Raw genomic sequence first — 25,321 nt, 5'->3', positions numbered from 1 at the left:
TGTGTATAAGAGACTGCCGCTGGGGCGGCCACCGACCCGAGCCCTCTACCGAGGGCGGGGGCTCACGCCGACTGGTGGAACGTGCGGGTGAGGATGTCGAGCTGCTGGTCACGCGTCAGCTTGACGAAGTTCACCGCGTAGCCCGAGACCCGCACCGTGAGGTTGGGGTAGTTCTCGGGGTGCTCGATGGCGTCCTCGAGGGTCTCGCGGTTGAGGACGTTGATGTTCGCGTGGAACAGTCCCTGGCCCATCCCGGCGTCGAGGATCCCGACGAGGTTGTTCACCTGCTCGTCCTTGGTGCGGCCGAGCCCGCTCGGGGTGATCGTGTTCGTCAGCGAGATGCCGTCGAGCGCGTCGTTGTAGTCGAGCTTGCCGACGGACAGCATCGAGGCGACCATGCCGTGGGTGTCCATCCCGTTCTCCGGGTTGGCACCGGGCGAGAACGGCTCGCCCTTGCGGTGGCCGGACGGGAAGGACCCGGTCGCCTTGCCGTAGACGACGTTGGACGTGATCGTCAGGACCGACTGGGTCGGCACCGCGTCGCGGTACGTCGGCAGGGCGCGGATCTTGTCCATGACCGTCTTGACCACGAGCTGGGCGATCTCGTCGGCACGGTCGTCGTCGTTGCCGTAGACGGGGAACTCGCCCTCGGTGACGTAGTCGACGACGAGACCGCTGTCGTCGCGCACCGGGGTGACCTTCGCGTACTTGATGGCCGCGAGGCTGTCCGCGACGATCGAGAGGCCGGCGATCCCGCAGCCGAGGGTGCGGACGATCTCGTCGTCGTGCAGAGCCATCTCGATGGACTCGTACGCGTACTTGTCGTGGCTGTAGTGGATGATGTTCAGCGCCTCGACGTACGTGCCGACGACCCAGTCGAGCATCGCGTCGTACTTCGCCCAGACCTCGTCGAAGTCGAGCGGGGCGTCGCTCGTGATCGGCTCGTAGCCGGTGACGACCTGCTTGCCCGTCATCTCGTCGCGGCCACCGTTGACGGCGTAGAGCAGGCTCTTCGCCGCGTTGACGCGAGCGCCGAAGAACTGCATCTGCTTGCCCACGCGCATCGGGGACACGCAGCAGGCGATCGCCGCGTCGTCGCCCCAGTGCGAGCGGATCTGGGAGTCGGACTCGTACTGGACAGCAGACGTCTCGATGCTGATCGCGGCGCAGAAGTCTTTGTACCCCTGGGGCAGCTTGTCGTCCCAGAAGATCGTGATGTTGGGCTCTGGCGCCGGGCCGAGGTTGCGCAGCGTCTGCAGGAGACGGAACGACGTCTTCGTCACGAGGGTGCGACCGTCGTCGCCGAAGCCCGCGTCGGACCAGGTGGCCCAGTACGGGTCGCCGGAGAAGATCTGGTCGTAGTCGATGGTGCGCAGGAACCGCACGATGCGGAGCTTGAGGACGAGCGCGTCGATGTACTCCTGCGCCTCCGCCTCCGTGATGGTGCCCTCGGCGAAGTCACGCTCGACGTAGATGTCGAAGAAGGCGGACAGCCGGCCGAAGCTCATCGCCGCGCCGTCCTGGGACTTCACGGCGGCGAGGTAGCCGAAGTACGTCCACTGGACGGCCTCCTTGGCGGTCGCGGCCGGGCGTCCGAGGTCGAAGCCGTACTGCTCACCGAGGTTCTTGAGCTTCTTCAGCGCGCGGATCTGCTCGGAGTGCTCCTCGCGGTACCGTGCCCAGCTCTCGGAGAACGACTGGTCGGCGACGGAGTCCTTGTCCTTCATCTTCTCTGCGATGAGGAAGTCGACGCCGTAGAGGGCGACGCGACGGTAGTCGCCGATGATCCGGCCACGGCCGTAGGAGTCGGGCAGGCCCGTGATGATGTGCGAGGAGCGGGCCGCCCGGATGCGGGGGGTGTAGATGTCGAAGACGCCTTCGTTGTGCGTCTTGCGGTACTTGGTGAAGATCTCCTTGACCTGGGCGTCCGGCTCGAGGCCGGCTTCCTTGATCGCGGTCTCGACCATGCGCCAGCCACCGTTGGGCATCATCGCGCGCTTGAGCGGGACGTCCGTCTGGAGCCCGACGATGACGTCGTCGTCAGCGCTGATGTAGCCGGCCGGGAAGGCGTCGATGTCTGCGGGGGTGTGGGTGTCGACGTCGAACACGCGCTTGGCACGCTCGACGGAGAGGTAGTCCTTCTCGAGGGTGTCCCACACGGCCAAGGTCTTGGCCGTCGGTCCTTCGAGGAACGTCGTGTCGCCCTCGTACGGGCGGTAGTTGCGCTGGATGAAGTCGCGGACGTCGACAGCCGCGGTCCAAGGGCCTTCGGTGAACCCGCGCCAGGGCTGGGGAGTCTCGGCACTCGTCGGGGTGGTCGAGGTGCCGTCTGCTGTGGTGGTCATCGCCGTCTCCTAGGTCCTGCCTGATCAGAGGTGATCTTGGTTTCACACTACGAGCGTATTGATGGGACGACTTGGGACCTAAGGCCCTCAGTCGATCCGGCCGGTGCGTCGTGCGTCACAGCGGCGCTCCGACAATCATGGGTGCGACGAATCCCTGTCCGTGAGACGTAGGTCACTTGCGGATGACCGCATCCTACGCTGGCACCATGACCGCAGTCTTCGACAGCATCGACCCGGACCTGGCCCGGTGGATCGGTGCGCAGCACATGTTCTTCGTCGCGACCGCACCCACCTCCCCCGGCGGGCACGTGAACGTCAGCCCACGCGGTCTCGACTCGTTCTCGGTCCTTGGTCCCCTGCGCGTCGGGTGGGTCGACGTCACCGGCAGCGGCATCGAGACGATCGCCCACCTGCAGGAGAACGGACGTGTGTGCCTCATGTTCTGCTCGTTCGACGCGCGGCCGCGGATCGTCCGCCTCCACGGTCGCGGGCGCGTCGTGGCACCCGGCACCCCGGAGTTCGACGAGGTCGCTGCGCTGCACCCGGCGCACACGGGTGCGCGTGCCGTCGTCGTCGTCGACGTCACCCGCGTGAGCGACGCCTGCGGCTGGGGCGTGCCGATCATGGACCTCGTCGGGGAGCGCGACGTGCTCGAGACATGGGCCACGAAGAAGGGCGACGACGGGCTGGCCGCCTACCAGGCGCTGAAGAACGCGCGGAGCATCGACGGGCTGCCTGGTCTCCCTGGAGCATCCGGTGCCGTCGAACCGGTCAGGGCAGGCGCTGGAGACCTCGTGCCGCCCGTCGGCTGAGCGGTCAGACCCAGGTGTCCGGGTCGGTCACACCGTCCCGTGCCGCAGCCCACCCCGACGTCGCGAGCACGTCGGCGGCGACCTGTCCGACCGTCCGGCCGGTCGTGTCGACCCGGTGCACCCAGCCCGGGGCCTTCGCCTCGAGCTCGGCTCGACGCACGTCGCTGCGCTCGACGTGGACAGCGAGCTCGCTCCCCCGCTCACGCCCGCGCAGCCGCTCGTGCACGCTGCTCGGGTCCGCCGCCAGCAGCACGGCCACGACCTCGACGTCTCCGCCGACCGCCGCCGCCAGCACCTCGGTCTCGAGAACGCTCACCGTGTTCACGTACACGAGACGCCGCTGACCTGCCGCACGGTAGGTGTCCCAGACCTTCCGGAGGTTCGCCGGAGTGAACCACTCACGGTCCACGTCGCCGGGCGCCGGGTAGCTCGCGTCGAGGTTGTCCCCGTCGACGTAGGCGTGCGCGACCCGCTCGCGGCGCAGCAGCGCGCTCACCTCGAGGGCCACCGACGTCTTGCCCGTCCCGCTCGCTCCCCCGACCACGAGGAGCTGGGTCGGCCCCGCCGGGTCGGTCACGCCTCGTGCGCCTGCGACAACCGGTCGATGACGTCGCGGGCGACGTCGGCTGCCGTGAGCCTGTTCGCGGCGACGACCTGGTCGCGTGACGCATGGTCGAGGAACGCGGTCGGCAGGCCCACGGTGAGCACAGGTGTGCGTACCCCGGCGGCGAGGACACGCTCACCGAGGAGCGCGCCGATCCCGCCCTCGGCCAACCCGTCCTCGAGGGTCACGACGAGGTCGTGCTCACCGGCGAGCTTCGTGAGCACGGGAGGCAGGGGAAGCACCCACGTGGGTGAGGCGACCGTCGCGGTGACGCCGTGCGCGGCGAGGATGTCGCAGACCTCGAGGGCGGTGCTCGCCATCGAGCCGATGCCGACGAGGAGGACCTGACGGGCAGGAGGGGTGATCCCGTCCGGGGCGGGCAGCACGACCGGAGCACCCGCGGCGGTCGTCCCCGCCTGCGTCCGGCGCACCACGTCGACCCCGTCGAGGACGTCGATCGCGGGGATCGCGTCGCCGACCGGCCCCTTGGGGTAGCGCACCACGCTCGGGGCGTCGTCGATGTCGACGGCGGTGCGCAGGGCGGCGCGCAGCGTCTCTTCGTCCCGGGGAGCGGCGAGGTGCAGGCCGGGCACGATCCGCAGCATGGCCATGTCCCACATGCCGTTGTGGCTCGCGCCGTCGTCGCCGGTGATACCCGCGCGGTCGAGGACGAAGGTCACGCCGGCCTTGTGCAGCGCGACGTCCATGAGGACCTGGTCGAACGCGCGGTTGAGAAAGGTTGCGTAGAGCGCGACGACAGGGTGCAGTCCGGCGAACGCCATCCCGGCAGCGGAGGTGGCGGCGTGCTGCTCGGCGATCCCGACGTCGAACGTGCGCGCGGGGAACTCCTTCTCGAACGGCGCGAGGCCGACGGGGGCGAGCATGGCCGCGGTGATGGCGACGACGTCCGGGCGGGCGCGGCCGATGGTGACGATCTCGTCGGCGAAGACCTTGGTCCAACCGAAGCGCGAGGGCGCGAGCGGCAGGCCGGTCTCGGGGTGGATCCTCCCGACCGCGTGGAAACGGTCGGCGACGTCCTGCTCCGCCGGGGAGTAGCCACGCCCCTTCTCGGTGATGACGTGGACGAGCACCGGTCCGCCGAACGCACGGGCTCGGACGAGCGAGCGCTCGACGGCCTCGATGTCGTGACCGTCGACCGGCCCCACGTACTTGATGCCGAGATCCTCGAACATGCCTTGCGGAGCGACGACGTCCTTGATGCCCTTCTTCAGGCCGTGCAGCGCGTCGTAGGCGAAACGACCCGGGAGGCCCGAGCGGCGCAACGTCCGCTTGCCCCAGTCGAGGAACGTCTCGTAGCCGCGCGTGGTGCGCAGCGTGTCGAGGTGGTGGGCCATCCCGCCGATCGTCGGCGCGTAGGAGCGACCGTTGTCGTTGACGATCATGATGAGCCGACGATCGTGTCCTGCGGCGATGTTGTTGAGCGCCTCCCAGGCCATCCCGCCGGTGAGCGCGCCGTCGCCGATGACGGCGACGACGTGACGGTCGGTGAGGCCGCGGACGACGTTCGCCTTGGCGATGCCGTCGGCCCAGCTGAGGGCCGTGGAGGCGTGGGAGTTCTCGACGACGTCGTGCTCGGACTCCGACCGGCTGGGGTACCCGGACAGACCGTCGCGCGTACGCAGGTCTGCGAAGGACTGTCGGCCCGTGAGCAGCTTGTGCACGTAGGACTGGTGGCCCGTGTCGAAGATGAACGTGTCCTTCGGGGACGTGAACACGCGGTGCATGCCGATCGTCAGCTCGACCACGCCGAGGTTCGGACCGAGGTGCCCGCCCGTGCGTGACACGGACTGGACGAGGAACTCACGGATCTCGGCGGCCACCTCGACGGACTCCGTCGGGGTGAGCCGGCGCAGGTCGTCGGGCGACTGGATCTTCTCCAGGAGTCCCATGGCATTCCTCCTTGTAGCGGCGGCGCCCGGACTCGTCGTCGAGACGGTCGCGCGCGCACGAGGTCGTGCGGAGAGCACGGCTGTCCACTCTATAAGTCGGACAGGTGGGACGACGACGCGAGGGGGCTCCTGCGGCCAAGACGCGCAGGACCCGGCCCCCTCGCGCACATCATCCACACGCCTGAGGCGCAGTGCTCACCCCCACACGCCCGTGGCTGCCGCGGCGGTCGCGTAGTCCGCGAAGTCGCGGGGCTTGCGGCCCAGCGCGCGCGAGACACCGTCCGTCAGGCTGGCGTTACGACCGTCGAGGACGAGCGTGAACAGGTCGAGGAAGTCCCGTGGCAGCCCCGCCTCGTCGAGCGTGACGCCGTAGGACTCCGCGCTGACCGGCCGGTAGACCACGGGGCGCCCGACCGCAGTGGTCAGCTCCTCGGCGACGTCCTGGAAGCTCAGCAGGCGAGGGCCGGTGAGCTCGTACACCTCACCGTCGTGCCCGTCCTCGAGGAGGGACGCCACGACGACGTCCGCGATGTCGTCCGCGTCGACGAAGGGCTCGACCGCGTCACCGGCAGGGATCGCGATCACTCCTGCCCGGACCGCGTCGACGAAGAAGCCCTCGTCGAAGTTCTGGTTGAACCAGCTGCACCGGACCACGGTCCACCGCGCGCCCGACTGCTCGATCGCCCGTTCGCTCGCGAGCGCGCCCTCTTCCCCGCGACCGGAGAGGAGGACGAGCTTCTCGACCCCTGCCGAGACGGCGACCGCCGCGAAGTCCGCGACGCGGTCCGCGACTCCCGGAAACGCGAGGTCCGGGTAGTACGTCACGTACACCGCCGTCATCCCGTCGAGCGCGGGACCCCAGGTGCCCCGGTCCTCCCAGTCGAACGCCGGGACGCCCGAGCGCGAGCCCACCCGGACCTCGACCCCTCCCGCGCGCAGCCTCTCGACGACCCGACGACCTGTCTTGCCTGTTCCTCCGACGACCAGCATGGGAATCCCTCTCTGCCGTGCGACGGCGGCTCGTCCGCCGTCACGACGATCCAACCCGTCGGGCGGTGCCCCGGGAATGCGCGGACCGCTCCGGCGCATACGTCACCGTCTCGCTCTGGTGAGCCCATGCCGGACGGCTTCGTAGACTGGCCCCATGCGCTTCCTCGACGGACACCTGCCCGCAGCCGACCTCACCTACGGGGACGTCTTCCTCGTCCCCTCCCGCTCCGACGTCACGTCACGCTTCGACGTCGACCTCTCGAGCGCGGACGGCACCGGGACGACGATCCCCCTCGTCGTGGCGAACATGACCGCAGTCTCTGGTCGACGGATGGCCGAGACGGTCGCCCGCCGCGGTGGGATGGCGGTCATCCCCCAGGACATCCCGACGGACGTCGTCGCGGACGTCGTCGCGAGCGTCAAGGGCCGGGACACCGTTGTGGAGAGCCCCGTGACCGTCGGCCCGACCGACACGGTGCACACCGCCCTGACGCTCATCGGCAAGCGATCGCACGGCGCGGCGGTCGTCGTCGACCGGGACCACCGACCGGTCGGGATCGTCTCAGCCGCCGACTGTCTCGGCGTCGACCGCTTCACCCAGGTCCACCAGGTGATGACTCCCGACCCGACCCTCATCGACGTCTCGGTCCTCGCCTCCGGGGCACCGGGCCTCCAGGCGGCGTTCGACCAGCTCCACTCCTCGCGTCGGCGCCTGGCGCCCGTCGTGCGCGACGGGCGCCTGCTCGGCGTGCTCACGCGCACCGGCGCGCTGCGCTCGAGCATCTACACGCCCGCGCTCGACGACAGCGGCCGGCTGCGCGTCGCCGCCGCCGTCGGGATCAACGGCGACGTTGCTGCCAAGACCGCCGAGCTCGTCGCCGCCGGTGTCGACGTCCTCGTCGTCGACACCGCGCACGGTCACCAGACGAAGATGCTCTCCGCCCTGGCTGCGGTCCGGTCCGTCTCCCCCGGCGTCCCCGTCGTCGCCGGCAACGTCGTCACCGCGCAGGGCGTCGAGGACCTCGTGGAGGCCGGTGCGGACATCGTCAAGGTCGGGGTCGGACCGGGCGCCATGTGCACCACGCGCATGATGACGGCGGTCGGTCGCCCGCAGTTCTCCGCCGTGCTCGAGTGCGCGACCCGCGCCCGCGAGCTCGGCGCCCACGTCTGGGCCGACGGCGGCGTCCGCCACCCGCGCGACGTCGCCCTCGCGCTCGCCGCCGGTGCGTCCCAGGTCATGGTCGGCTCGTGGTTCGCCGGCACGCATGAGAGCCCGGGCGACCTCCACGACGACGGCAGCGGCCGCCTGTACAAGGAGAGCTTCGGCATGGCGTCGGCACGCGCCGTCGCTGCACGCAACGCCGGCGGCAGCCCGTTCGACCGAGCCCGCAAGGCACTCTACGAGGAGGGCATCTCGTCCTCGAGGATGTACCTCGACCCGGAGCGGCCGGGCGTCGAGGACCTCATCGACCAGATCACGTCCGGCCTGCGCAGCGCCTGCACCTACGCGGGCGCGCGGAGCCTCGAGGAGTTCGCCGCCACCGCCGTCGTCGGCATCCAGTCTGCCGCCGGGTACGACGAGGGCCGACCGCTGCCGACCGGCTGGTGACCGCGACGCCCGAGGCCCCCGTCACCGTCCGCGAGGGTCTCGACGCGCTCGTCCGGGCCGGGGTCGACTGGGGGCCCGGTCGGGGAGCTCTGCCTGCGACTCGCCCTGGCTCGGGGTCGTCGCCCGGGCCAGGACCCTCCTCGGGTGCCGTGCGACCCGCAGCGGTCCTCGTCCTCTTCGGCAGGCTCGACGGACGACCAGGGCACGGTCCGGCAGACGTCGACGTGCTGCTCGTCGAACGCGCCGCGTCTCTCGGCCACCACCCGGGTCAGATCGCGTTCCCGGGCGGGCGTCTCGACCCCGGCGACGCGGGCCCGGTCGGCGCGGCCCTCCGAGAGGCGACCGAGGAGACCGGCCTCGACTCCGACGGGGTGGACGTCGTGGGGACGCTCACCGGCCTCCCGCTCCCGGTGAGCAACCACGTCGTGACCCCGGTCCTCGGTTGGTGGGTGCGCCCGTCCCCCGTCGGGGTGGTCGATCACGGCGAGTGTGCCGCGGTGTTCCGTGTCCCCGTGAGCGAGCTGATCGACCCGACGAACCGCCGCCTCGCGCGCGTCACGCGAGGCACGGCCGCTCTCGACACCCCCGGGTTCGTCGTCGGTGGCCGCGTGGTCTGGGGCTTCACCGGGATCGTCCTCGACCGGGTGCTCGACGGTCTCGGGTGGGCGCTCCCCTGGGAGCCACGCGTGCTGGACATCCCGGTCTGAGCCCGGCGCACGCGAGACCCGCGTCTGAACCGGGGACACCGACCACCTAGCCTGGTGCTATGGACAGCTCACCCACCCCGTCGACCCCTCGACCCGGCGACCGCACGAGGGACGTGCTCGTCGTCCAGCACGCTGCGTGGGAGGGACCCGGGCTCGTGGGACGGGCGCTCGATGCTCGAGGCATCCCGTGGCGCTCGGTCACCGTGCTCGACGAGCCCGATCCCCGGCTGCCCGACATCGGGTCCCTCGGTGGCCTCGTCGTCATGGGTGGTGGCATGGGCGCGCTCGACGACGCGCAGCATCCCGGGCTTGCCGCCGAACGCCGGCTGCTCGCGGCAGCGACAGACGCCGGCGTCCCCGTCCTCGGCATCTGCCTCGGCATGCAGCTGCTCGCAGTCGCCCTCGGTGGCGAGCTGCACCCGGGGGCCGGCCGCGAGGTCGGCTTCGGCCCGGTCGCCCTCACCGGCGCCGGCATCCGCGACCCGTACCTCTACCCGCTCTCCGTCGACGCCACGCCGGACCCGTCCGTCGTGCACTGGCACGCGGATGCCGTCGACGCGCCGCCCGGGGCGAGCATCTTGGCGTCGAGCGACGCGACCCCCGTCCAGGCGTTCCGCGCCGGGAGCGCCGTCGGCCTCCAGTTCCACCTCGAGCTCGACCGTCCGATGCTCCGCAGCTGGTTGGCCGAGCCGGACATGGCCGCAGACCTCGCTGCGAGCGAGGCGGACCGGCTCGCCGAGGACGCGGCGACGCGCTTCCCGAGCCTGGTCCCTCGCGCGCTCGTCTGCTTCTCCGCGTTCGCGGAGGCCGTCGAGTCCTGGCGTGGCTGACAAGCCGTCCGCCGAGGTCCGGATCGACGCCGACCTCGTCCGGACGCTGCTCGCCGACCAGCAGCCCGACCTCGCGTGGTTGCCGCTCCGGCTCGCCGCCGAGGGGTGGGACAACGCCACCTGGCGGCTCGGGGACTCGCTCGCCGTGCGGCTGCCGCGCCGCGCTGCGTCCTCGGCACTCGTGCACAACGAGCAGCACTGCCTGCCGCTGCTCGCTGCACGCATCGACCTGCCGCTACCGGTCCCTGTCTACAGCGGGGTGCCCTCCGGGTTGTTCCCGTGGCACTGGAGCGTCGTCCCGTGGTTCTCGGGACGACCGGCCGCGACGGTCGCTCTCGACGACCGGGATCCCGCGGCCGCCGGGCTCGCGCGATTCCTCTCCCAGCTGCACCACCCGGCACCGCACGACGCACCGCACAACCCGTTCCGCGGTGTCGACCTCGCAGTCCGGTCCGCGGACGTCCTGGCACGCCTCGACGACCCGACCTTCCCGCGGGCGGCGGAGGCGCGTGCGCTGTGGACCGAGCTGAGCGCAACACCGGCCTGGGCCGGTCCGCGGAGGTGGATCCACGGCGACCTCCACCCGTACAACATCGTGCTCGAGGCACCTGAGCGCGCTGTCGCGCCCGGTCCGGCCGTGCGCGCAGTCATCGACTTCGGTGACGTCACGGCAGGCGACCCGGCGACGGACCTCGCCACCGCGTGGCTGACCTTCGGTCCCGGAGGCCGGCGGACCTTCGTCACGTCGGTCACCGACGCCTGCGGCACCGACGCCGCGACCTGGCGGCGGGCTCGCGCGTGGGCCCTGCTCATGGCGTCGGCGCTGCTCGCCCAGAGCGACGACGATCCGTCCTTCCGCCGCCTCGGCCGCACGGTCCTCGATCAGGTTCTCGACGACCCGGTGCTCGACGAGGGCATGCCTGGGCGGCCCTGACCTCCCGCGTCGCGGGCGGGTGGTCGCGCCGCTACTCGGCCGACCACCGCTCCGTCACTGTGCGGTACGACTCGGTGATGAGCTCCTCGAGGACGCCGAGATCGACCGCGGAGAGCCGCTTGATGTAGAGGCAGGAGACGCTCGTCGTGTGCGGGCCCAGTCGCGCGAGCGGCTCGGTGTGCTCGGCGAAACCCTCCGCGAGGTAGACCGTCGTCGCGGCCTTGCGCGGCGAGAAGCCGGCCGCGGCCGCGTCGCCCTCGTTCCCCGTGGGATAGACGTAGTGGTACGCCCCGAACCCCACGATCGACGGGCCCCACATCGTCGCCGGCTGACCGGTGATGCGCTCCATCATGGCCTTGAGCGTCCTTGCGTCCTCACGGCGCACGTCGTTCTCGATGGACGAGATGAACGCGTCGACGTCCGCGGGGGTCGGGAGTGTCTTCTGGGCGTGGGCCATCCCCCATTGTCACCCCTCGATGCCGTCGTCATCCAGCGGTGGGCCACGGACCGCTGCGCGCGGCCGCCCGCGCACGACGACGGGCGCCCACCGAGGTGGACGCCCGTCGAGGCCGTGCTCCCACCGGAGCCCGAGCGCCGGTGCCGTGGTGCAGGTCAGCTGTTGACGAGCGACCGCAGCACGTACTGGAGGATCCCGCCGTTGCGGTAGTAGTCCGCCTCGCCCGGGGTGTCGATGCGTACGACGGCGTCGAACGCGACGACCGTGCCGTCGGCGCGCGTCGCGGTGACCGCGAGCGTCGCCGGCGTGGTGCCCTCGTTGAGCGCCGTGACGCCCGCGATGTCGAAGGTCTCCGTGCCGTCGAGGCCGAGCGACCCGGCCGACTCTCCCGCCGGGAACTGCAGCGGGAGGACACCCATGCCGATGAGGTTCGAGCGGTGGATCCGCTCGAAGCTCTCGGTGATGACGGCGCGGACGCCGAGGAGCGCGGTGCCCTTGGCCGCCCAGTCACGCGACGAGCCGGAGCCGTACTCCTTGCCACCGAGGATGACGAGCGGGGTGCCCTGAGCCGCGTAGTCCTGCGCCGCGTCGTAGATGAACGACTGCTCGCCCGTGACGAAGTTGAACGTGTACCCGCCCTCGACGTCCGTGAGGAGCTGGTTGCGCAGGCGGATGTTCGCGAACGTCCCGCGGATCATCACCTCGTGGTTCCCACGGCGCGAGCCGTAGGAGTTGTAGTCCTTGCGCTCCACGCCGTTCTCGGCGAGGTAGTCCGCAGCGGGGGTGCCGGGCTTGATCGCTCCAGCGGGGCTGATGTGGTCGGTCGTGACCGAGTCACCGAGCCTGGCCAGCACACGCGCGCCCGAGATGTCCGTCACCGGCGACGGTGTCATGCTCATGCCGTCGAAGTACGGGGGCTTGCGGACGTAGGTGGACTGCGGGTCCCACGTGAACGTCTTGCCCTCGGGCGTGGTCAGCGCGCGCCACTGCTCGTCGCCGGCGAAGACGTCCGCGTAGTCGGCCGTGAACATGCCGCGGTTGATCGACGTGTCGATCGTCTCCTGGACCTCGGCAGCCGAGGGCCAGATGTCGGCGAGGAACACGTCGGCGCCGTCCGCGGTCTGGCCGAGCGGCTCGTTCTCGAAGTCGAAGTCCATCGTCCCGGCCAGCGCGTAAGCGATGACCAGGGGCGGGGACGCGAGGTAGTTCATCTTCACGTCGGGGTTGATGCGCCCCTCGAAGTTGCGGTTCCCCGAGAGGACCGAGACGACCGAGAGGTCGTGCTCGTTGACGACCGCCGAGATCTCCTCCGGCAGCGGGCCGGAGTTGCCGATGCACGTCGCGCAGCCGTAGCCCACGAGGTGGAAGCCGAGCTTCTCGAGGTAGGGCCAGAGCTCGGCCTTCTCGTAGTAGTTCGTGACGACCTTGGAGCCCGGCGCCATCGACGTCTTGACCCAGGGCTTCGCGACGAGGCCCTTCTCGACAGCCTTCTTCGCCAGGAGCCCTGCGGCGAGCATGACCGACGGGTTCGACGTGTTGGTGCACGAGGTGATCGACGCGATGACGACAGCGCCGTGGTCGACCTCGGTGACCGTGCCGTCGGCGAGCGTGACCGGGACGCGCTTGTGCGGGCGGGTCGCGCTGTTGCCGCCGGCCACGTGCGCCGGAGCCTCGTTCGTGTCGGCGTGCTCGCCGGCCGCGATGGGGTCCGATGCCGGGAAGGTCTCGGCGACCGACTCGTCGAGGCCGGTGAACTCGGCCGCAGCCTCGGCACCGACGTAGTCGAGGATCGTCGTGGCGAACGACTTCTTCGCCTCGGTCAGCTCGATGCGGTCCTGCGGGCGCTTCGGGCCGGCGATCGACGGGACGACCGTGGAGAGGTCGAGCTCGAGGTACTCGGAGAAGATCGGCTCGGTGTAGCCCTCGACGGTCGGGTCGTGCCAGAGGCCCTGCTCCTTCGTGTACGCCTCGACGAGCGCAAGCTGCTCCTCGCTGCGGCCGGTGAGGCGCAGGTAGTCCATCGTCACGCCGTCGATCGGGAAGATCGCCGCCGTCGAGCCGAACTCGGGGCTCATGTTGCCGATCGTGGCGCGGTTGGCGAGCGGGACCGCTGCGACGCCGTCCCCGTAGAACTCGACGAACTTGCCGACGACGCCGTGCTGGCGCAGCTGCTGGGTGATGGTGAGCACCACGTCCGTCGCCGTGACGGCCGCGGGGATCTCTCCCGTGAGCTTGAAGCCGACGACGCGCGGGATGAGCATCGAGACGGGCTGGCCGAGCATGGCCGCCTCGGCCTCGATGCCGCCGACGCCCCAACCGAGCACGCCCAGGCCGTTGACCATCGTCGTGTGCGAGTCGGTGCCGACGCACGTGTCGGGGTAGGCGCGCAGGACGCCGCCCACCTCGCGCGTCATGATGACGCGGGCGAGGTACTCGATGTTGACCTGGTGGACGATGCCGGTGCCGGGCGGGACGACCTTGAAGTCGTCGAACGCCGTCTGGCCCCAGCGCAGGAACTGGTAGCGCTCGCGGTTGCGGACGTACTCGAGGTCGACGTTGCGCTGGAAGGCGTCCGCACGGCCGGCGACGTCGATCTGCACGGAGTGGTCGATGACCATCTCGGCGGGCGCGAGCGGGTTGATCCGCGCGGGGTCTCCCCCGAGCTCGGCGACGGCTTCGCGCATCGTGGCGAGGTCGACGATGCACGGCACGCCGGTGAAGTCCTGCATGATCACGCGGCCGGGCGTGAACTGGATCTCGGTGTCGGGCTCGGCGGTGGGGTCCCAGCCTGCGACGGCGCGGACGTGGTCCGCCGTGATGTTGGCGCCGTCCTCCGTGCGCAGGAGGTTCTCGGCGAGGATCTTGAGGCTGAACGGGAGGCGCTCGGCGCCTGGTACTGCTGAGAGTCGGTAGATCTCGTACGAGGCGTCTGCGACCTCGAGAGTTCCCTTCGACCCGAACGTGTCGACGCTGCTCACGAACGCTCCTTCTGTGGTGATGAGTCGGGTGCGCGACCTCGGGACACGTGCGCTGACGCGTGCGCGGCCCCGGTCGGCACTCTCGTGCAAGGACTGCCGCCAAGCCTACGCCGGGCGGTCATCGCGGCCAGTCGCACGGTGTGCGCGCTGGTCACGCCTTCTCAGAGCATCATAGCGCATGTATCTTGACGTCAAGATACTTTGTGAGGGTAGCCTCACCCACGGGCCGCCGCTCCGCACCCGCAGCCCCAGCAGCCGACGACGGACGGCCCGGCACTCTCGGTGCCGGGCCGTCCGTCGTCACGCTCGCCGCGACCGGAGCGGTCGCCGCGCGTCAGCGGTAGCTGACCGCCGAAGGCGTGTAGGTGCACTGCGCGCCGGGACCGCTGCCGATCTTGTCGGGGTCGCCGCCCTGGCTCTTGAGGATCCCCTCGTACCACTCGCACACGACGATCTTCCTGGAGGAGTCACCGACGATCGTCAGGCCGGAGATCTTCGCGGTGTCGCCGTAGTTCGTGTTGATCCCCACGAGCGACTTCGCCGGAGCCGTGATCGTCACGTTCTCGAGGACGACGTGGCGTGCGAACTGCGACGCGCAGTTCCCGCAGGAGCGGTAGAGCTTGCCGATGTCCTCCGCGACGAAGTTCTTGATGACGAACGTCCCGGGTCCGTTGTGCTGGAACACCTTGTCCGACGCCTTCCGGGCGCCACCACCGTCGATCGTGAACGTCTGCGAGGCCTTGGTGCCCTTGAAGGTCGCGGCGTCCTCACCGACGTCCTCCCACCAGACGTTCTGGAGGGTGCAGGTACCGAGGCAGTGGACCCCGTCGCCAGCCCCCGTCCCGAGGATGACGTTCTTGAGCACGGCACCGTCCGCGAGCTCGAACATCGCCGGCTGGGACTCGTCCTGGTCGCCCGAGCTGATGCCGGAGAAGCGCTTGAGGCCACCGTCGAAGAGCACGGGAACCTTGCGGGTCGAGGTGACCTTCTCGTCACCCGTGGCAGTCGGCCACGTCCCCGGTGTCGCGGGGTTCGTGGTCGTCGGCGGTGTCGTGGGCTCCGGCGTGGTCGTCGGCGGCGTCGCAGGCACGGCCCCGCTCCCGACCTTCACGAGTGTGAACTGCTGGTTGTTCGCGTTCGTGTCTGCGCTCTGGACCAGGCGCGCGCCGTCGTCCTTCGAGCTCCCCTCGACGCTCAGCGCGAGCCCGCTCGACCGGTTGACGAACTTCACGCGCCCGGAGGAGCCCTTCGCGATCGTGAACTGCTGCGTCGTCGAGGACGCGTCGGTCAGCTGCGTGGCCCGGGCCCCGCTCGCGTTGGCGATCGTCACGACCTTGCCGGAGTGACGCGCCTTGAGCTCGTAGAGCCCGTTGCCGACGGAGACGAGCTGGAACTGCTGGCTGGTTGCCGCCGTGCTCGTCGCCTGCTGGATGAACGCTCCGTCGGCCGTCGACCCGCCGGCGACCTCGATCGGCTTCTTGCTGCGCCAGCTGACGAGCTGGTACCAGGCCGACGAGTCGATCGTCGCTGCCGAGGCCGGAGCGGTGAGGACCACCGAGCCGGTCAGCGCGACGAAGAGTGCAAGGAGGCCTGCGAGCAGGGCTCGCGTGCGAGAGCGTGCCGGTGCGCGGCCCGCTGGTGTTCGATTCACTGTGTGTCCTTCGATCCGAGGAGGGTCGATCCCCTCACGAGCGTCGGCTCGCGAGGGGGCGATCTGGTCCGGCCGAACCAGGACGCCCGGGAGCGCTTCCGTCGTACATCGATGCACAGTAATCAAATCGTGACATTAGGTCAACATGCGTCATACCTCGCAGATGACCATGACCTGCCACGATGTACGCAGCCCGCCGATCCGGCCCGTCAGCGCGTGAGGACCGCCACACACTCGACGTGGTGCGTCGTCGGGAACAGGTCGAAGGCCCGTAGGCTCTCCAGGCCGTAGCCCGCGTCCGCGAGATACGCGATGTCCCGCGCGAGCGCAGCGGGGTCGCACGCCACGTAGACGATGCGCGCCGGTGACAGCGCGACGATCTCGGCGATCGTCCGCTTCCCGGCACCGGTGCGCGGCGGGTCGAGGACGACGACGTCGGCTCCACCGATCGCGCCGTGCCCTGCGGTCCGCAGGACGCGCTCGACCGCACCGTGGTGGATCTCCACCTGCTCGAGGTCATGGACGTTGCGCCTCGCGTCCTTCGCCGCCCGCTCGTCCCCCTCGATCGCTACGACGCGCCCTACTACTCCGACGGCGTGCGCGAGCGGCACCGTGAAGAGCCCCGCGCCGGAGTAGAGGTCGAGGACGGTGGCGTCCGTGAGATCGCCCGACTCGCCGCGAGCCGCGTCGAGCACGACCTGGGCGAGGAGCGAGGGCGCCTCGCGGTGCACCTGCCAGAACCCGTCGGCCGCGACGCGGTAGCTGTGCTCGGTGCCGTCGACCGTGGCGGTCTCGGTCACGGAACGGCGGACGTTCGGCCGGTTGTCGACATGACCACCGCGCACCACGGCGTCGTCGACGAGCACGATCGCGTCCGTGCCGTTCGCGGGCGCGATGATCTCGATCCGCGCCCCCGCGTGCCACCGGCGTGTGAAGACCTTCTCCGCCGTCGCGGCCGCGAGGACCTCGGGCGTCGCGAGAGGCATCGTGTGGAGCGGGACGATGTCGTGCGAGCGGAACTTGCGCATGCCCGCACGGCCGTTCTCGTCCGCGACGAGGTCGATGCGCGTTCTCCAGCCGAGGCCGCCGCGCTCGTCGTCACCGGGAGCTGCCTCGACGACGACCTCGCGGTCGAGTCGTGCGATCCGCTGGAGCTGCTCCTCGACCACGCCTGCCTTCCAGCGGCGCTGCGCCTCGAGCGCGACGTGCGCGAGCTCTCCCCCCCCGACACCGTCGGCACCCGCCTGAGGCCAGGCCGACCGGACACGGTCAGGAGACGCTTCGAGGATCTCGACCGCGTCCGCGCGCCAGAACTTCGACGTCTCGCCGGAGTCCGTCAGACGCGCACGGACCCGTTCGCCCGGGAGGGTGTGGCGGACGAAGACCACACGCCCCTCGTGGCGAGCGACGCAGTGCCCACCATGAGCGATCGACCCGATCTCGAGCTCCACGAGGGCCGCGGGGACGACAGGCTCGCTAGGGTCGGCAGGGTCGGTGGTCAGAGCGTCAGAGTTGATAGGCACGGCTCAAGTATCCCCCGAGCGATGGCGACCACCGTCGCACGGCGGCCGCTCAGTAGCCGCGCGGGAGCTGCTTCGCGACGTAGGCCGTCCCTTCCAGACCGGTCTGCCCGGCTGTGGACGCCAGCTGCCACGGCACCGACGCCACGACGACACCGGGCGTGAAGAGCAGCCTTCCCTTGAGGCGCAGGGCGCTCTGGTTGTGCAGGAGCTGCTCCCACCAGTGGCCCACCACGTACTCGGGGATGTACACGACGACGAGGTCGCGCGGGCTCTCGCGCCGGATCGAGCGGACGTAGCCGAGGATCGGCCGCGTGATCTCCCGGAAGGGCGAGTCGAGGATCCGCAGCGGGACCGGCAGGTCGAGCTTCTCCCAGCGCGCGGTGAGGCTGGCCACGTCCTCCGGGTCGACGCCGACCGTCACGGCCTCGATCGTGCTCGGTCGGGACGCACGGGCGTACGCGACCGCACGGAGCGTCGGCTTGTGGAGCTTGGAGACGAGGACGATGGCGTGGACGCGGCTGGGCAGGGCCCGGTCCGCGCCCGGGTCGTCGCTGAGCTCGAGCTCCCGCGACACCGTGTCGTAGTGCTTCCGGATGGCCTTCATGAGTGCGAAGACCACGGCCATCGCGAGGATCGCGATCCACGCACCGTGGGTGAACTTCGTCACGAGGACGATGACGAGGACCGTCCCGGTCATCGCGAGGCCGAAGCCGTTGACGACGCGCGAGCGCACCATCTTGCGACGCACGGCCGGGTCCGTCTCCGTCCGCAGGCGCTCCGTCCAGTGCCGCACCATGCCGAGCTGCGACAGGGTGAACGACACGAACACGCCCACGATGTACAGCTGGATGAGCCGAGTCACCTGCGCGTCGAAAGCCCAGATGAGGATGATCGCACCGGCGGCCAGCGTGAGGATGCCGTTCGAGAACGCGAGGCGGTCTCCGCGCGTGTGCAGCTGGCGAGGCAGGTAGCCGTCCTTGGCGAGGATCGACCCCAGCACCGGGAAGCCGTTGAAGGCCGTGTTCGCCGCGAGGATGAGGATGATGCCCGTCACGACCGACACCGCGTAGAACGCCGGCGGGAAGCCGCGGAAGATCGCGTCGGCGAGCTGGCCGATCACCGGGTGCTGCACGTAGTCCACCGGGAGCGCGACACCGCCATCCGTCAGCTGCTCGTGCGGGAACTCGGCGTAGTGCACCTGCGTGACGCGCGCGAGGAACAGGATGGTGAGGATCATGGCCGCCGAGATGAGGCCGAGCATCGCGAGGGTCGTCGCTGCGTTGCGCGACTTCGGCTTCTGGAAGGCCGGCACACCGTTGCTGATCGCCTCGACGCCCGTCAGCGCGGCACATCCGGAGGCGAACGCGCGGGCGATGAGGAAAGCACCGGCGATCCCCGTGAGGCCTTCGTCAAAACCTGGTTGGGCGACCAGGTCGAAGCCTGCGCTCTCCGACATCGGCAGGTTCCCCGCGAAGTACCGGAAGAAGCCGACCACCGCCATGATCCCGATCGCGAACATGAAGAGGTACACGGGGATGGCGAAGAGCCGTCCTGACTCCTTGACGCCGCGCAGGTTGGCGAGCGCGAGCATCATGACGAGGCCGATGGCGAAGAAGGCCTCGTGGCCGCGCAGCGCCGGGAAGGCGCTCGCCGCGTACTGGGCACCGGAGGAGATCGACACCGCGACCGTCAGCACGTAGTCGACCATGAGCGCGCTCGCGACGCCGACGCCCGCGCTCGGGCCAAGGTTCTTCGTCGCGACCTCGTAGTCACCGCCGCCCGACGGGTACGCGTGGACGTTCTGCCGGTAGGACGCGACCACCGTGAGGAGCACGACGACGACCACGAGCCCGACCCACGGTGAGATGGCGGTCGCGGTGAACCCCGCGACCGCAAGGGTCAGGAGGATCTCGTCCGGGGCGTACGCCACGGACGACAGGGCATCCGAGGCGAAGACCGGCAGTGCGATCCGCTTCGGCAGGAGGGTGTGTCCCAGGCGATCGCTGCGGACCGGACGTCCGAGCAGCAGTCGCTTGGTGGCATCGACGATTTCCGGCACGTTGAGCAATGCTAGGCCTACTTGCGCACTTCTGACCCGCTACCGCCGGGGGACTTCTCGACGTGCCGCGCCCAGGGACCTGTCGGATATACCTGACGACGAACCTGGTATAGCGTTCCCGACTGTGCACTTCGTCATCATGGGATGCGGGCGGGTCGGAGCGACGCTCGCCCAGTCGCTCGAGAACTACGGCCACTCGGTGGCGATCATCGACCAGAACGCCGACGCGTTCCGTCGTCTCCCACCCGACTTCGGCGGGAAGAAGGTCACCGGTCTCGGCTTCGACCGCGACACCCTCGGGCACGCCGGGATCGAGGACACGTACGCGTTCGCCGCGGTCTCCGACGGCGACAACTCGAACATCGTCGCCGCCCGGGTCGTCCGTGAGACGTTCGGTGTGGAGAACGTCGTCGCCCGGATCTACGACCCTCGTCGGGCCGAGATCTACCAACGTCTCGGCATCTCGACGGTCGCCACGGTGCGGTGGACCGCGGACCAGGTCCTGCGCCGCATGCTGCCGATGGGTGCGACCGACGAGTACCGCGACCCCTCGGGGCAGATCCGGCTCTGCCAGGTCGACGTCCACGCAGGGTGGTTCGGCCGCTCGATCCGCACGATCGACGAGGCGAGCGGTGTGAAGAGCGCCTTCGTCACACGCTACGGCGACGGCGTCATCGTCGGACCGGACACGATCCTCCAGGAGAACGACATCCTGCACGTTCTCGTGCACACCGACGAGGCGGCGACCATGGAACGGGTCCTCACCCACGCACCGAAGGTGGAGAGCTGATGCGCGTCGTCATCGCCGGAGCCGGCTCCGTCGGCCGGTCGATCGCCCGCGAGCTGCTCGCGAACGACCACGACGTCACCCTCGTCGACCGTCAGCCGACGGCCATGCGCATCGCCCAGGTCCCTGACGCCGAGTGGCTGCTCGCCGACGCGTGCGAGCTCCCGACGCTCACGGAGGCGAAGGTCGACGAGTGCGATGTCATCGTGGCCGCCACCGGTGACGACAAGGCGAACCTCGTCATCTCGCTCCTGGCCAAGACGGAGTTCGGCGTCCCGCGCACGGTCGCCCGCGTGAACAACCCGAAGAACGAGTGGATGTTCGACGAGTCGTGGGGCGTCGACGTCGCTGTTTCGACGCCCCGGATCATGACGGCGATGGTCGAGGAGGCCGTCTCGATCGGCGACCTCGTGAAGATCTTCACCTTCCACCAGTCCGGCGCGGGGATCCTCGAGATCACCCTTCCCGACTACTCCCCCCTCACAGGGCGGCGCGTCGGTCAGATCGTCTGGCCGACGGACACCGTCCTCGCCGCGATCGTCCGCGGCACGCTGCCGATCGCACCGAGCGCCGACGACACCCTCGAGGTCGGCGACGAGCTGCTCATCGTCACAGGGCCGGATGCGTCCGAACCGGAGCTGCAGGCGATGCTGGTCGGCGCACCAGGACCCACGTCGCCCACAGGACCAGACCCCACAGCGGAATCCCCATCACCAGACGAGCCGTCCCCAGCCACCCCACCTGGTCAGTGACGTAGAGCGGGACCTGGACCGCGAGACGGACGGCGAACAGTCCCACCCACAACCACGTCGCGAGCATGTAGCGGCGCATGAGGCCCGGGTCGCGGCGCCACGCCGTCGACCACACGGGTGCGGCCGTGGTCTCGTCCTCGGTCGCCTCGTCGGCGGTACCCCGACGTGTCGCCGCCGGCGGGCTGCCGAACCCGGCGCGGAGCCCCTCGACGACCAGGCCGACGACCGGCCAGCGCAGGAGGGTCGTCAGGAGCAGCACCGCGAGATAGGCGACGTTCGTCCAGAGGCCCACGACGAAGTAGTCGCTCGCGTCGCCCGACCTCCACGCCCAGAAGACCCCCACTGCCACCCCGAGAAGCCCGCCGAGCGCCTGCGTGAGCGGGGTGCGCTGGAGGAGCCTGGCGACCACGGCGAGGACGGCGACCGACATCGACGAGACGAGAGCCGGTCCGAGCTCCCGCGTGGCGACGTAGACCACGACGAAGACGAGGCCCGGGGCCATCGCCTCGACGACGCCCCGGACGCCGCCGACGGAACCGAGGACCGAGAACTCGTCCTCGGTGAGGGCACGCAGGCCTTTCGCGGGAGCGGGCTCTGCAGCGGGACGGATCTCGGCGGTCGAGACGTCCTCGGTCACCTCGGACGGCTCCATCGGGTGGCTCACTCTCCCGGCCGAGCGCGGAGCTCGTACCGCGGGTTGTAGATCATCGGTCGCCCGCCCATCTGGCAGACGAGGCCTTCGACGCGCACGCGTCGGCCCGGCTCGATCCCGGCGATCTGACGGCGGCCGAGCCAGACGAGGTCGACGCTCGCAGAGCCGTCGTAGAGCTCGGCCTCGAGCGCAGGGACTCCCTGACGCGGGCGGAGGATGACGGAGCGGACGACACCTGAGATGACGACGCGTTCCCGGTTGCCGGCCTTCGCGACGGCGGTGCAGCCTGCCTGGGCGGAAGAGTCGGTGCGCTCTTCGTCGGCGGCGATCTCCTCCTGGGACGCGAGGATGCTGTGCATGGCGGTCTTGATGCTCATCAGTGGATCTCCGTGATCTCCGGTCCGCGGGTCAACGGGTCGAGCGTCGGCTCGACGGCGTTCTCCTCGGTCGGCGCGGCCCCGCCCGGGAGGGTGAGCGCGAGGAGGTCGCGCGGTGGCCGTGCGTCGTCTCCGCGCAGGACCACCGTGCCACCGAACACCGCCTCGAGCTCCTTCGCGGCATCGACGTCGATCGCTGCCTTGCCGCTGACGACACCACGCAGGAACCACCGCGGCCCGTCGTGACCGATGAAGCGTGCCGGGCGATGCCCGGTGCGGCCGTCTGCGGTGCGAGCGGGGAGCCGTGCGAGCAGCTCGCGACCGAAGGTCCCCGGGACGTCGTCCACCGATCCGCCCTGCTTGACGACCGACTCGGCGATCTCCCCACGGATCTCGTCCCAGATGCCCTCGCGGCGGGGCGCGGCGAACGCCTGGATCTGGAGGGCGGATCCGTTGAGAGCGATGCCGACACCCGTCACGCGCTGGGTCTTCTGGTCGACCTCCATGCGCACCTCCATGCCCTGGACGCCGGGCACCCAGAGCGAGCCGAGGTCGATCCGCGCGCCGCGCTCGGGCACCTCCGAGACGTCCCAGGGGCCCTCATGATCGGCTCGGGGAGCCTCGACGGCGTCCGTGGACGCATCGGGCGCGTCTGCAGCCGCTGCCTTGGGACTGCGTCGAAACAGAGCCACCGGTTTGTCTCCTTCAAGTGTGCGCCGGGCGTGGTCCGCCGAGCGGGACCACAGTAGACGCTTCGTGTTCGTCTCATGACAACACTAGGCCGATCTGTGGGCGTGACCTACTTCTGCGCTCCGGGCGAACCGGACCATCCGCCGCTCGACCCGAACCCGCCCTCGCCCCGTGCGGAGCCGGGAAGCCGCTCGGCCTCGACGAACCGGGCTCGCGCGACCTCCTGGATGATGAGCTGGGCGATCCGGTCGCCCCGTGAGAGCACGACCGTCTCGCGGGGGTCGGAGTTGTACAGGGTCACGCTGATCTCGCCGCGGTAGCCCGCGTCCACGGTGCCGGGCGCATTGACGATCGTCAGTCCGTGGCGGGCGGCGAGGCCCGAGCGGGGGTGGACGAAGGCCGCAAAGCCGTCCGGCAGGGCGATCGCGACACCTGTGGGGACGGTCCGCCGCTCGAAGGGTGCGAGCTCGACGTCGACCGTCGTCACGAGGTCTGCGCCGGCGTCTCCCGGGTGGGCGTACGCGGGGAGCGGGACCTCGGGGTCGAGCCGGGTGATGAGGACTTCGGGAGGGTGCTGGGTCACGCTAGGAGACTCTAGCCGCCCGCGGGTGCCTGGCATCATGGACACATGACCGACGACCTCTCCCCGCCCGCCCCTGCCTCCGGACCGCACGACGACCGGGGCGCGCGGACTGCCTTCCGGGAACGTCTTGTCCCGGGCATCGGGGGGTGGGTCGGGGTGCTGGCCTTCGCAGGGGTCTTCGGGGTCGCCCTGAGCGTCGTCACGCCGACCGTGGGCGTGCTCGTCGGTGCAGCGCTGCTCGTGCTCGGCGCGGTCCTCGCGTGGGTCACGTCGCCGGTGGTCGAGATCGTGGGCGGGGAGCTGCACGCCGGTGCGGCGCACATCCCGCTGCGGTTCCTCGGAGAGGTCAGGGTGCTCGACCGGGACGGTGTCCGGGAGCAGATGGGGCCGACGTGGGACCCGCAGGCCTTCGCGTGCCTGCGCACGTGGACCGGTGGTGCCGTCAGGGTCGAGGTGGTGGACCCTGCGGACGGCACGCCGTACTGGATCGTGTCCAGCAGGCGGGCCGTCGACCTGGCGGCTGCGCTCTCCGCGCGCGACTGATCGCGCGCGGACGCAGCCGCGAGGGCGCGTCGTGGTGCCAGGTCAGGCTGCGCACTCCGAGCAGATCTGGCGGCCGTTCTTCTCGCTGGCCAGCTGGCTGCGGTGGTGGACGAGGAAGCAGCTCGCGCAGGTGAACTCGTCAGCCTGGCGCGGGAGCACGCGGACCGAGAGCTCTTCGCCCGACAGGTCCGCGCCCGGAAGCTCGAACCCCTCTGCAGCCTCGGTCTCGTCCTCGTCCACGACCCCGGAACTCTTGTCGGACCGACGCGCCTTGAGCTCTTCGAGGGAGTCCTCGCTGAGGTCCTCCTCGGTCTTGCGCGGGGCGTCGTAGTCGGTTGCCATGTGGGGGCTCACACTCCGTTGCAGATGTAGTGGTCCACCGGCTGGAGGCCCGGTGGTGTGACGTCGGTTGCGACGTGTACGCAGTCAATGCTCGAACGACGCCGATTGTTCCCACGTCGCGATGGGATTGTGCACCATTTATCGGCCCCCCGCACACCCGGCTCCGGGTGACATCTGTCACCGGGTGATAAACACGGTGGTCAGGTCCCCACGAGCGTCGTGCGGAGGTCCACCGTCACGCGCCGCTGTCGGCATCCAGACCTGCGAGCACAGCCGCGAGCTCGGCCGCCGAGGAGGGCGCTCCGGCGACCGTCATGTCCGGGGTCGCGGGGCGCCCACGGAGCCCCGTCAGCGCGCCGCCGGCCTCCGTGACGACAAGTCCGCCGGCAGCCATGTCCCACGGGTTGAGGCCCCGCTCGTAGACGAGGTCGAGGCTGCCGTCGGCGACCATGCACAGGTCGATCGCGGCGGATCCGATGCGACGGATGTCACGGACCTGGGGCAGCACGTGCGTGAGGACGAGCGCCTGGGCCGCACGCCGCTCGCTGGCATACCCGAAACCGGTCCCGACGAGGCACTGCGCGAGCGGCTTCGCGTCGTTGACGCGCAGCGAGCGACCGTCGAGGGTCGCTCCCCCGCCCCGTGAGGCCGTCCACGTCCGGCCGTCGACCACGTGGAGGACGCAGCCGGCGAGCGGTACCCAGTGCTCAGGGTCGGGCGTCCCCGCGACCACGGCCACCGAGATCGCGTACGCGGGGATGCCGTAGAGGTAGTTGACCGTACCGTCGATCGGGTCGATCACCCACGTGAGACCGCTGGCACCGGCGACGTGCCCCTCCTCTTCCCCGAGGATGGCGTCGTCCGGACGCTCGGCGAGGATGAGGCGACGCAGCAGCGCCTCGGAGTCGGCGTCCATCTGGGTGACCACGTCGACCGGCGACGACTTGGTGGACGCGACCTCCACCCGGTCGGGTCGCCCCTCGCGGACGAGATCGCCGGCGGCGCGGGCCACGCGCTCGGCGAGGGAGCGCAGCGCCGCGAGGAGCTGTGCGTCGGGAAGGTCGGTCGGCACTGTCTGCGCAGAGTTCATGCCTCCATCCTGCCCGACGCACGCCCGCCGGCCGGTCGGGACGAGCCGGTGCCTCATGGATGCGACGGCGCACCGACCCACGTCCGCCACTGTTGG

23 protein-coding genes and 1 pseudogene are annotated in these 25,321 nt (G+C 70.3%); 9 read left to right on the top strand and 15 right to left on the bottom strand.

Annotated elements, in window-relative coordinates:
• Positions 1 to 62: 62 nt before the first annotated feature.
• Complete coding sequence (pflB, locus tag ABKW26_RS17360) at positions 63 to 2,345, bottom strand: formate C-acetyltransferase (protein WP_348595281.1); 2,283 nt, start codon at positions 2,343 to 2,345, stop codon at positions 63 to 65.
• A gap of 206 nt (positions 2,346 to 2,551) precedes the next feature.
• Here pflB and ABKW26_RS17355 point away from each other — a divergent pair, with 206 nt between their 5' ends.
• Entirely contained in the window at positions 2,552 to 3,157 is a 606-nt protein-coding gene (locus ABKW26_RS17355; protein WP_348595279.1) for a pyridoxamine 5'-phosphate oxidase family protein, read from the top strand.
• Positions 3,158 to 3,161: 4 nt separating this feature from the next.
• Here ABKW26_RS17355 and ABKW26_RS17350 read toward each other — a convergent pair whose 3' ends face one another.
• The 3 genes from ABKW26_RS17350 to ABKW26_RS17340 form a co-directional block, all read right to left on the bottom strand.
• A complete protein-coding gene (locus ABKW26_RS17350; protein ID WP_348595277.1) occupies positions 3,162 to 3,734 on the bottom strand; it encodes an adenylyl-sulfate kinase in 573 nt (190 codons plus the stop codon).
• On the bottom strand, positions 3,731 to 5,671 hold the full coding sequence (gene dxs / locus ABKW26_RS17345) for a 1-deoxy-D-xylulose-5-phosphate synthase (protein WP_348595276.1): 1,941 nt from the start codon (positions 5,669 to 5,671) through the stop codon (positions 3,731 to 3,733). Before dxs ends, ABKW26_RS17350 begins: the two co-directional genes overlap by 4 nt.
• Positions 5,672 to 5,866: 195 nt before the next feature.
• Positions 5,867 to 6,661 (bottom strand): NAD(P)H-binding protein, encoded by a 795-nt coding sequence (locus ABKW26_RS17340; protein WP_348595274.1) that lies wholly within the window; start codon positions 6,659 to 6,661, stop codon positions 5,867 to 5,869.
• A 154-nt stretch (positions 6,662 to 6,815) separates the two neighbouring features.
• Between ABKW26_RS17340 and ABKW26_RS17335 the strand changes: the two genes are divergently transcribed.
• The 4 genes from ABKW26_RS17335 to ABKW26_RS17320 are packed head-to-tail and all read left to right on the top strand — an operon-like array spanning position 6,816 to position 10,741.
• Positions 6,816 to 8,270: a GuaB1 family IMP dehydrogenase-related protein gene (locus ABKW26_RS17335; RefSeq protein ID WP_348595272.1), complete on the top strand. Its 1,455-nt coding sequence runs from the start codon at positions 6,816 to 6,818 to the stop codon at positions 8,268 to 8,270.
• The gene (locus tag ABKW26_RS17330; RefSeq protein ID WP_348595270.1) at positions 8,267 to 8,977 is read left to right on the top strand and encodes a CoA pyrophosphatase; all 711 of its coding nucleotides are present in this window, start codon (positions 8,267 to 8,269) and stop codon (positions 8,975 to 8,977) included. The genes ABKW26_RS17335 and ABKW26_RS17330 overlap by 4 nt, the downstream gene beginning before the upstream one ends.
• A gap of 59 nt (positions 8,978 to 9,036) precedes the next feature.
• The gene (locus ABKW26_RS17325; protein ID WP_348595269.1) at positions 9,037 to 9,807 is read left to right on the top strand and encodes a gamma-glutamyl-gamma-aminobutyrate hydrolase family protein; all 771 of its coding nucleotides are present in this window, start codon (positions 9,037 to 9,039) and stop codon (positions 9,805 to 9,807) included.
• Complete coding sequence (locus ABKW26_RS17320; protein WP_348595268.1) at positions 9,800 to 10,741, top strand: aminoglycoside phosphotransferase family protein; 942 nt, start codon at positions 9,800 to 9,802, stop codon at positions 10,739 to 10,741. The genes ABKW26_RS17325 and ABKW26_RS17320 overlap by 8 nt, the downstream gene beginning before the upstream one ends.
• A 31-nt stretch (positions 10,742 to 10,772) precedes the next feature.
• Here ABKW26_RS17320 and ABKW26_RS17315 read toward each other — a convergent pair whose 3' ends face one another.
• The gene (locus ABKW26_RS17315) at positions 10,773 to 11,198 is read right to left on the bottom strand and encodes a DUF1801 domain-containing protein (RefSeq protein WP_348595267.1); all 426 of its coding nucleotides are present in this window, start codon (positions 11,196 to 11,198) and stop codon (positions 10,773 to 10,775) included.
• Positions 11,199 to 11,353: 155 nt separating this feature from the next.
• Entirely contained in the window at positions 11,354 to 14,176 is a 2,823-nt protein-coding gene (gene acnA / locus ABKW26_RS17310; protein WP_348595266.1) for an aconitate hydratase AcnA, read from the bottom strand.
• A 203-nt stretch (positions 14,177 to 14,379) separates the two neighbouring features.
• On the opposite strand from acnA, the gene ABKW26_RS17305 reads away from it, so the two are divergent.
• Positions 14,380 to 14,520: a hypothetical protein gene (locus ABKW26_RS17305; RefSeq protein ID WP_348595265.1), complete on the top strand. Its 141-nt coding sequence runs from the start codon at positions 14,380 to 14,382 to the stop codon at positions 14,518 to 14,520.
• Here ABKW26_RS17305 and ABKW26_RS17300 read toward each other — a convergent pair.
• From ABKW26_RS17300 to ABKW26_RS17290, 3 genes are all read right to left on the bottom strand, one after another.
• Positions 14,511 to 15,827 (bottom strand): pectate lyase, encoded by a 1,317-nt coding sequence (locus tag ABKW26_RS17300; protein WP_348595264.1) that lies wholly within the window; start codon positions 15,825 to 15,827, stop codon positions 14,511 to 14,513. The two genes, ABKW26_RS17305 and ABKW26_RS17300, sit on opposite strands and share 10 nt — an antisense overlap.
• Before the next feature lie 209 nt (positions 15,828 to 16,036).
• The gene (locus tag ABKW26_RS17295; RefSeq protein WP_348595285.1) at positions 16,037 to 17,329 is read right to left on the bottom strand and encodes a TRAM domain-containing protein; all 1,293 of its coding nucleotides are present in this window, start codon (positions 17,327 to 17,329) and stop codon (positions 16,037 to 16,039) included.
• Positions 17,330 to 17,399: 70 nt separating this feature from the next.
• Entirely contained in the window at positions 17,400 to 19,409 is a 2,010-nt protein-coding gene (locus tag ABKW26_RS17290) for an APC family permease (RefSeq protein ID WP_348595263.1), read from the bottom strand.
• A gap of 139 nt (positions 19,410 to 19,548) precedes the next feature.
• On the opposite strand from ABKW26_RS17290, the gene ABKW26_RS17285 reads away from it, so the two are divergent.
• The gene (locus ABKW26_RS17285) at positions 19,549 to 20,199 is read left to right on the top strand and encodes a TrkA family potassium uptake protein (protein WP_348595284.1); all 651 of its coding nucleotides are present in this window, start codon (positions 19,549 to 19,551) and stop codon (positions 20,197 to 20,199) included.
• Entirely contained in the window at positions 20,199 to 20,948 is a 750-nt protein-coding gene (locus ABKW26_RS17280; protein WP_348595262.1) for a TrkA family potassium uptake protein, read from the top strand. Before ABKW26_RS17285 ends, ABKW26_RS17280 begins: the two co-directional genes overlap by 1 nt.
• Here ABKW26_RS17280 and ABKW26_RS17275 read toward each other — a convergent pair.
• The 4 genes and pseudogenes from ABKW26_RS17275 to dut form a co-directional block, all read right to left on the bottom strand.
• Positions 20,905 to 21,450: pseudogene (locus ABKW26_RS17275) on the bottom strand (DUF3159 domain-containing protein); the annotation flags it as partial. The gene ABKW26_RS17280 and the pseudogene ABKW26_RS17275 overlap by 44 nt on opposite strands.
• 158 nt (positions 21,451 to 21,608) lie before the next feature.
• Positions 21,609 to 21,977 carry an OB-fold nucleic acid binding domain-containing protein gene (locus ABKW26_RS17270; protein ID WP_348595261.1) on the bottom strand — a complete coding sequence of 123 codons (369 nt, stop codon included), beginning with the start codon at positions 21,975 to 21,977 and terminating at the stop codon, positions 21,609 to 21,611.
• Positions 21,977 to 22,669: a DUF3710 domain-containing protein gene (locus ABKW26_RS17265; RefSeq protein WP_348595259.1), complete on the bottom strand. Its 693-nt coding sequence runs from the start codon at positions 22,667 to 22,669 to the stop codon at positions 21,977 to 21,979. The genes ABKW26_RS17270 and ABKW26_RS17265 overlap by 1 nt, the downstream gene beginning before the upstream one ends.
• A gap of 107 nt (positions 22,670 to 22,776) precedes the next feature.
• Positions 22,777 to 23,286 carry a dUTP diphosphatase gene (dut, locus tag ABKW26_RS17260; protein ID WP_348595282.1) on the bottom strand — a complete coding sequence of 170 codons (510 nt, stop codon included), beginning with the start codon at positions 23,284 to 23,286 and terminating at the stop codon, positions 22,777 to 22,779.
• Positions 23,287 to 23,295: 9 nt separating this feature from the next.
• Between dut and ABKW26_RS17255 the strand changes: the two genes are divergently transcribed.
• Complete coding sequence (locus ABKW26_RS17255; protein WP_348595257.1) at positions 23,296 to 23,793, top strand: DUF3093 domain-containing protein; 498 nt, start codon at positions 23,296 to 23,298, stop codon at positions 23,791 to 23,793.
• A 42-nt stretch (positions 23,794 to 23,835) separates the two neighbouring features.
• On the opposite strand, the gene ABKW26_RS17250 is transcribed toward ABKW26_RS17255, so the two are convergent.
• Both ABKW26_RS17250 and ABKW26_RS17245 read right to left on the bottom strand, forming a co-directional pair.
• Positions 23,836 to 24,135 (bottom strand): DUF4193 domain-containing protein, encoded by a 300-nt coding sequence (locus ABKW26_RS17250; protein ID WP_348595256.1) that lies wholly within the window; start codon positions 24,133 to 24,135, stop codon positions 23,836 to 23,838.
• 235 nt (positions 24,136 to 24,370) lie between these two features.
• Positions 24,371 to 25,225 (bottom strand): inositol monophosphatase family protein, encoded by an 855-nt coding sequence (locus ABKW26_RS17245; protein ID WP_348595255.1) that lies wholly within the window; start codon positions 25,223 to 25,225, stop codon positions 24,371 to 24,373.
• Positions 25,226 to 25,321: the final 96 nt, after the last annotated feature.

It is taken from the genome of Sanguibacter sp. 25GB23B1 (genome assembly GCF_040012415.1).
GTDB lineage: Bacteria > Actinomycetota > Actinomycetes > Actinomycetales > Cellulomonadaceae > Sanguibacter.
The sequence above is the reverse complement of the archived record's forward strand: the minus strand, read 5'-3'. Positions and strand labels throughout refer to the sequence as shown.

Bases quoted from the DNA above. Each gene is read 5' to 3' on its own strand.
- ABKW26_RS17325 (WP_348595269.1), top strand. From the start codon at position 9,037: ATGGACAGCTCACCCACCCCGTCGACCCCTCGACCCGGCGACCGCACG.
- ABKW26_RS17280 (WP_348595262.1), top strand. From the start codon at position 20,199: ATGCGCGTCGTCATCGCCGGAGCCGGCTCCGTCGGCCGGTCGATCGCC.
- dxs (WP_348595276.1), bottom strand. From the start codon at position 5,671: ATGGGACTCCTGGAGAAGATCCAGTCGCCCGACGACCTGCGCCGGCTC.
- ABKW26_RS17245 (WP_348595255.1), bottom strand. From the start codon at position 25,225: ATGAACTCTGCGCAGACAGTGCCGACCGACCTTCCCGACGCACAGCTC.
- ABKW26_RS17340 (WP_348595274.1), bottom strand. From the start codon at position 6,661: ATGCTGGTCGTCGGAGGAACAGGCAAGACAGGTCGTCGGGTCGTCGAG.
- ABKW26_RS17315 (WP_348595267.1), bottom strand. From the start codon at position 11,198: ATGGCCCACGCCCAGAAGACACTCCCGACCCCCGCGGACGTCGACGCG.
- ABKW26_RS17355 (WP_348595279.1), top strand. From the start codon at position 2,552: ATGACCGCAGTCTTCGACAGCATCGACCCGGACCTGGCCCGGTGGATC.
- dut (WP_348595282.1), bottom strand. From the start codon at position 23,286: ATGCCAGGCACCCGCGGGCGGCTAGAGTCTCCTAGCGTGACCCAGCAC.
- ABKW26_RS17270 (WP_348595261.1), bottom strand. From the start codon at position 21,977: ATGAGCATCAAGACCGCCATGCACAGCATCCTCGCGTCCCAGGAGGAG.
- pflB (WP_348595281.1), bottom strand. From the start codon at position 2,345: ATGACCACCACAGCAGACGGCACCTCGACCACCCCGACGAGTGCCGAG.
- ABKW26_RS17255 (WP_348595257.1), top strand. From the start codon at position 23,296: ATGACCGACGACCTCTCCCCGCCCGCCCCTGCCTCCGGACCGCACGAC.
- ABKW26_RS17285 (WP_348595284.1), top strand. From the start codon at position 19,549: ATGGGATGCGGGCGGGTCGGAGCGACGCTCGCCCAGTCGCTCGAGAAC.
- ABKW26_RS17335 (WP_348595272.1), top strand. From the start codon at position 6,816: ATGCGCTTCCTCGACGGACACCTGCCCGCAGCCGACCTCACCTACGGG.
- ABKW26_RS17250 (WP_348595256.1), bottom strand. From the start codon at position 24,135: ATGGCAACCGACTACGACGCCCCGCGCAAGACCGAGGAGGACCTCAGC.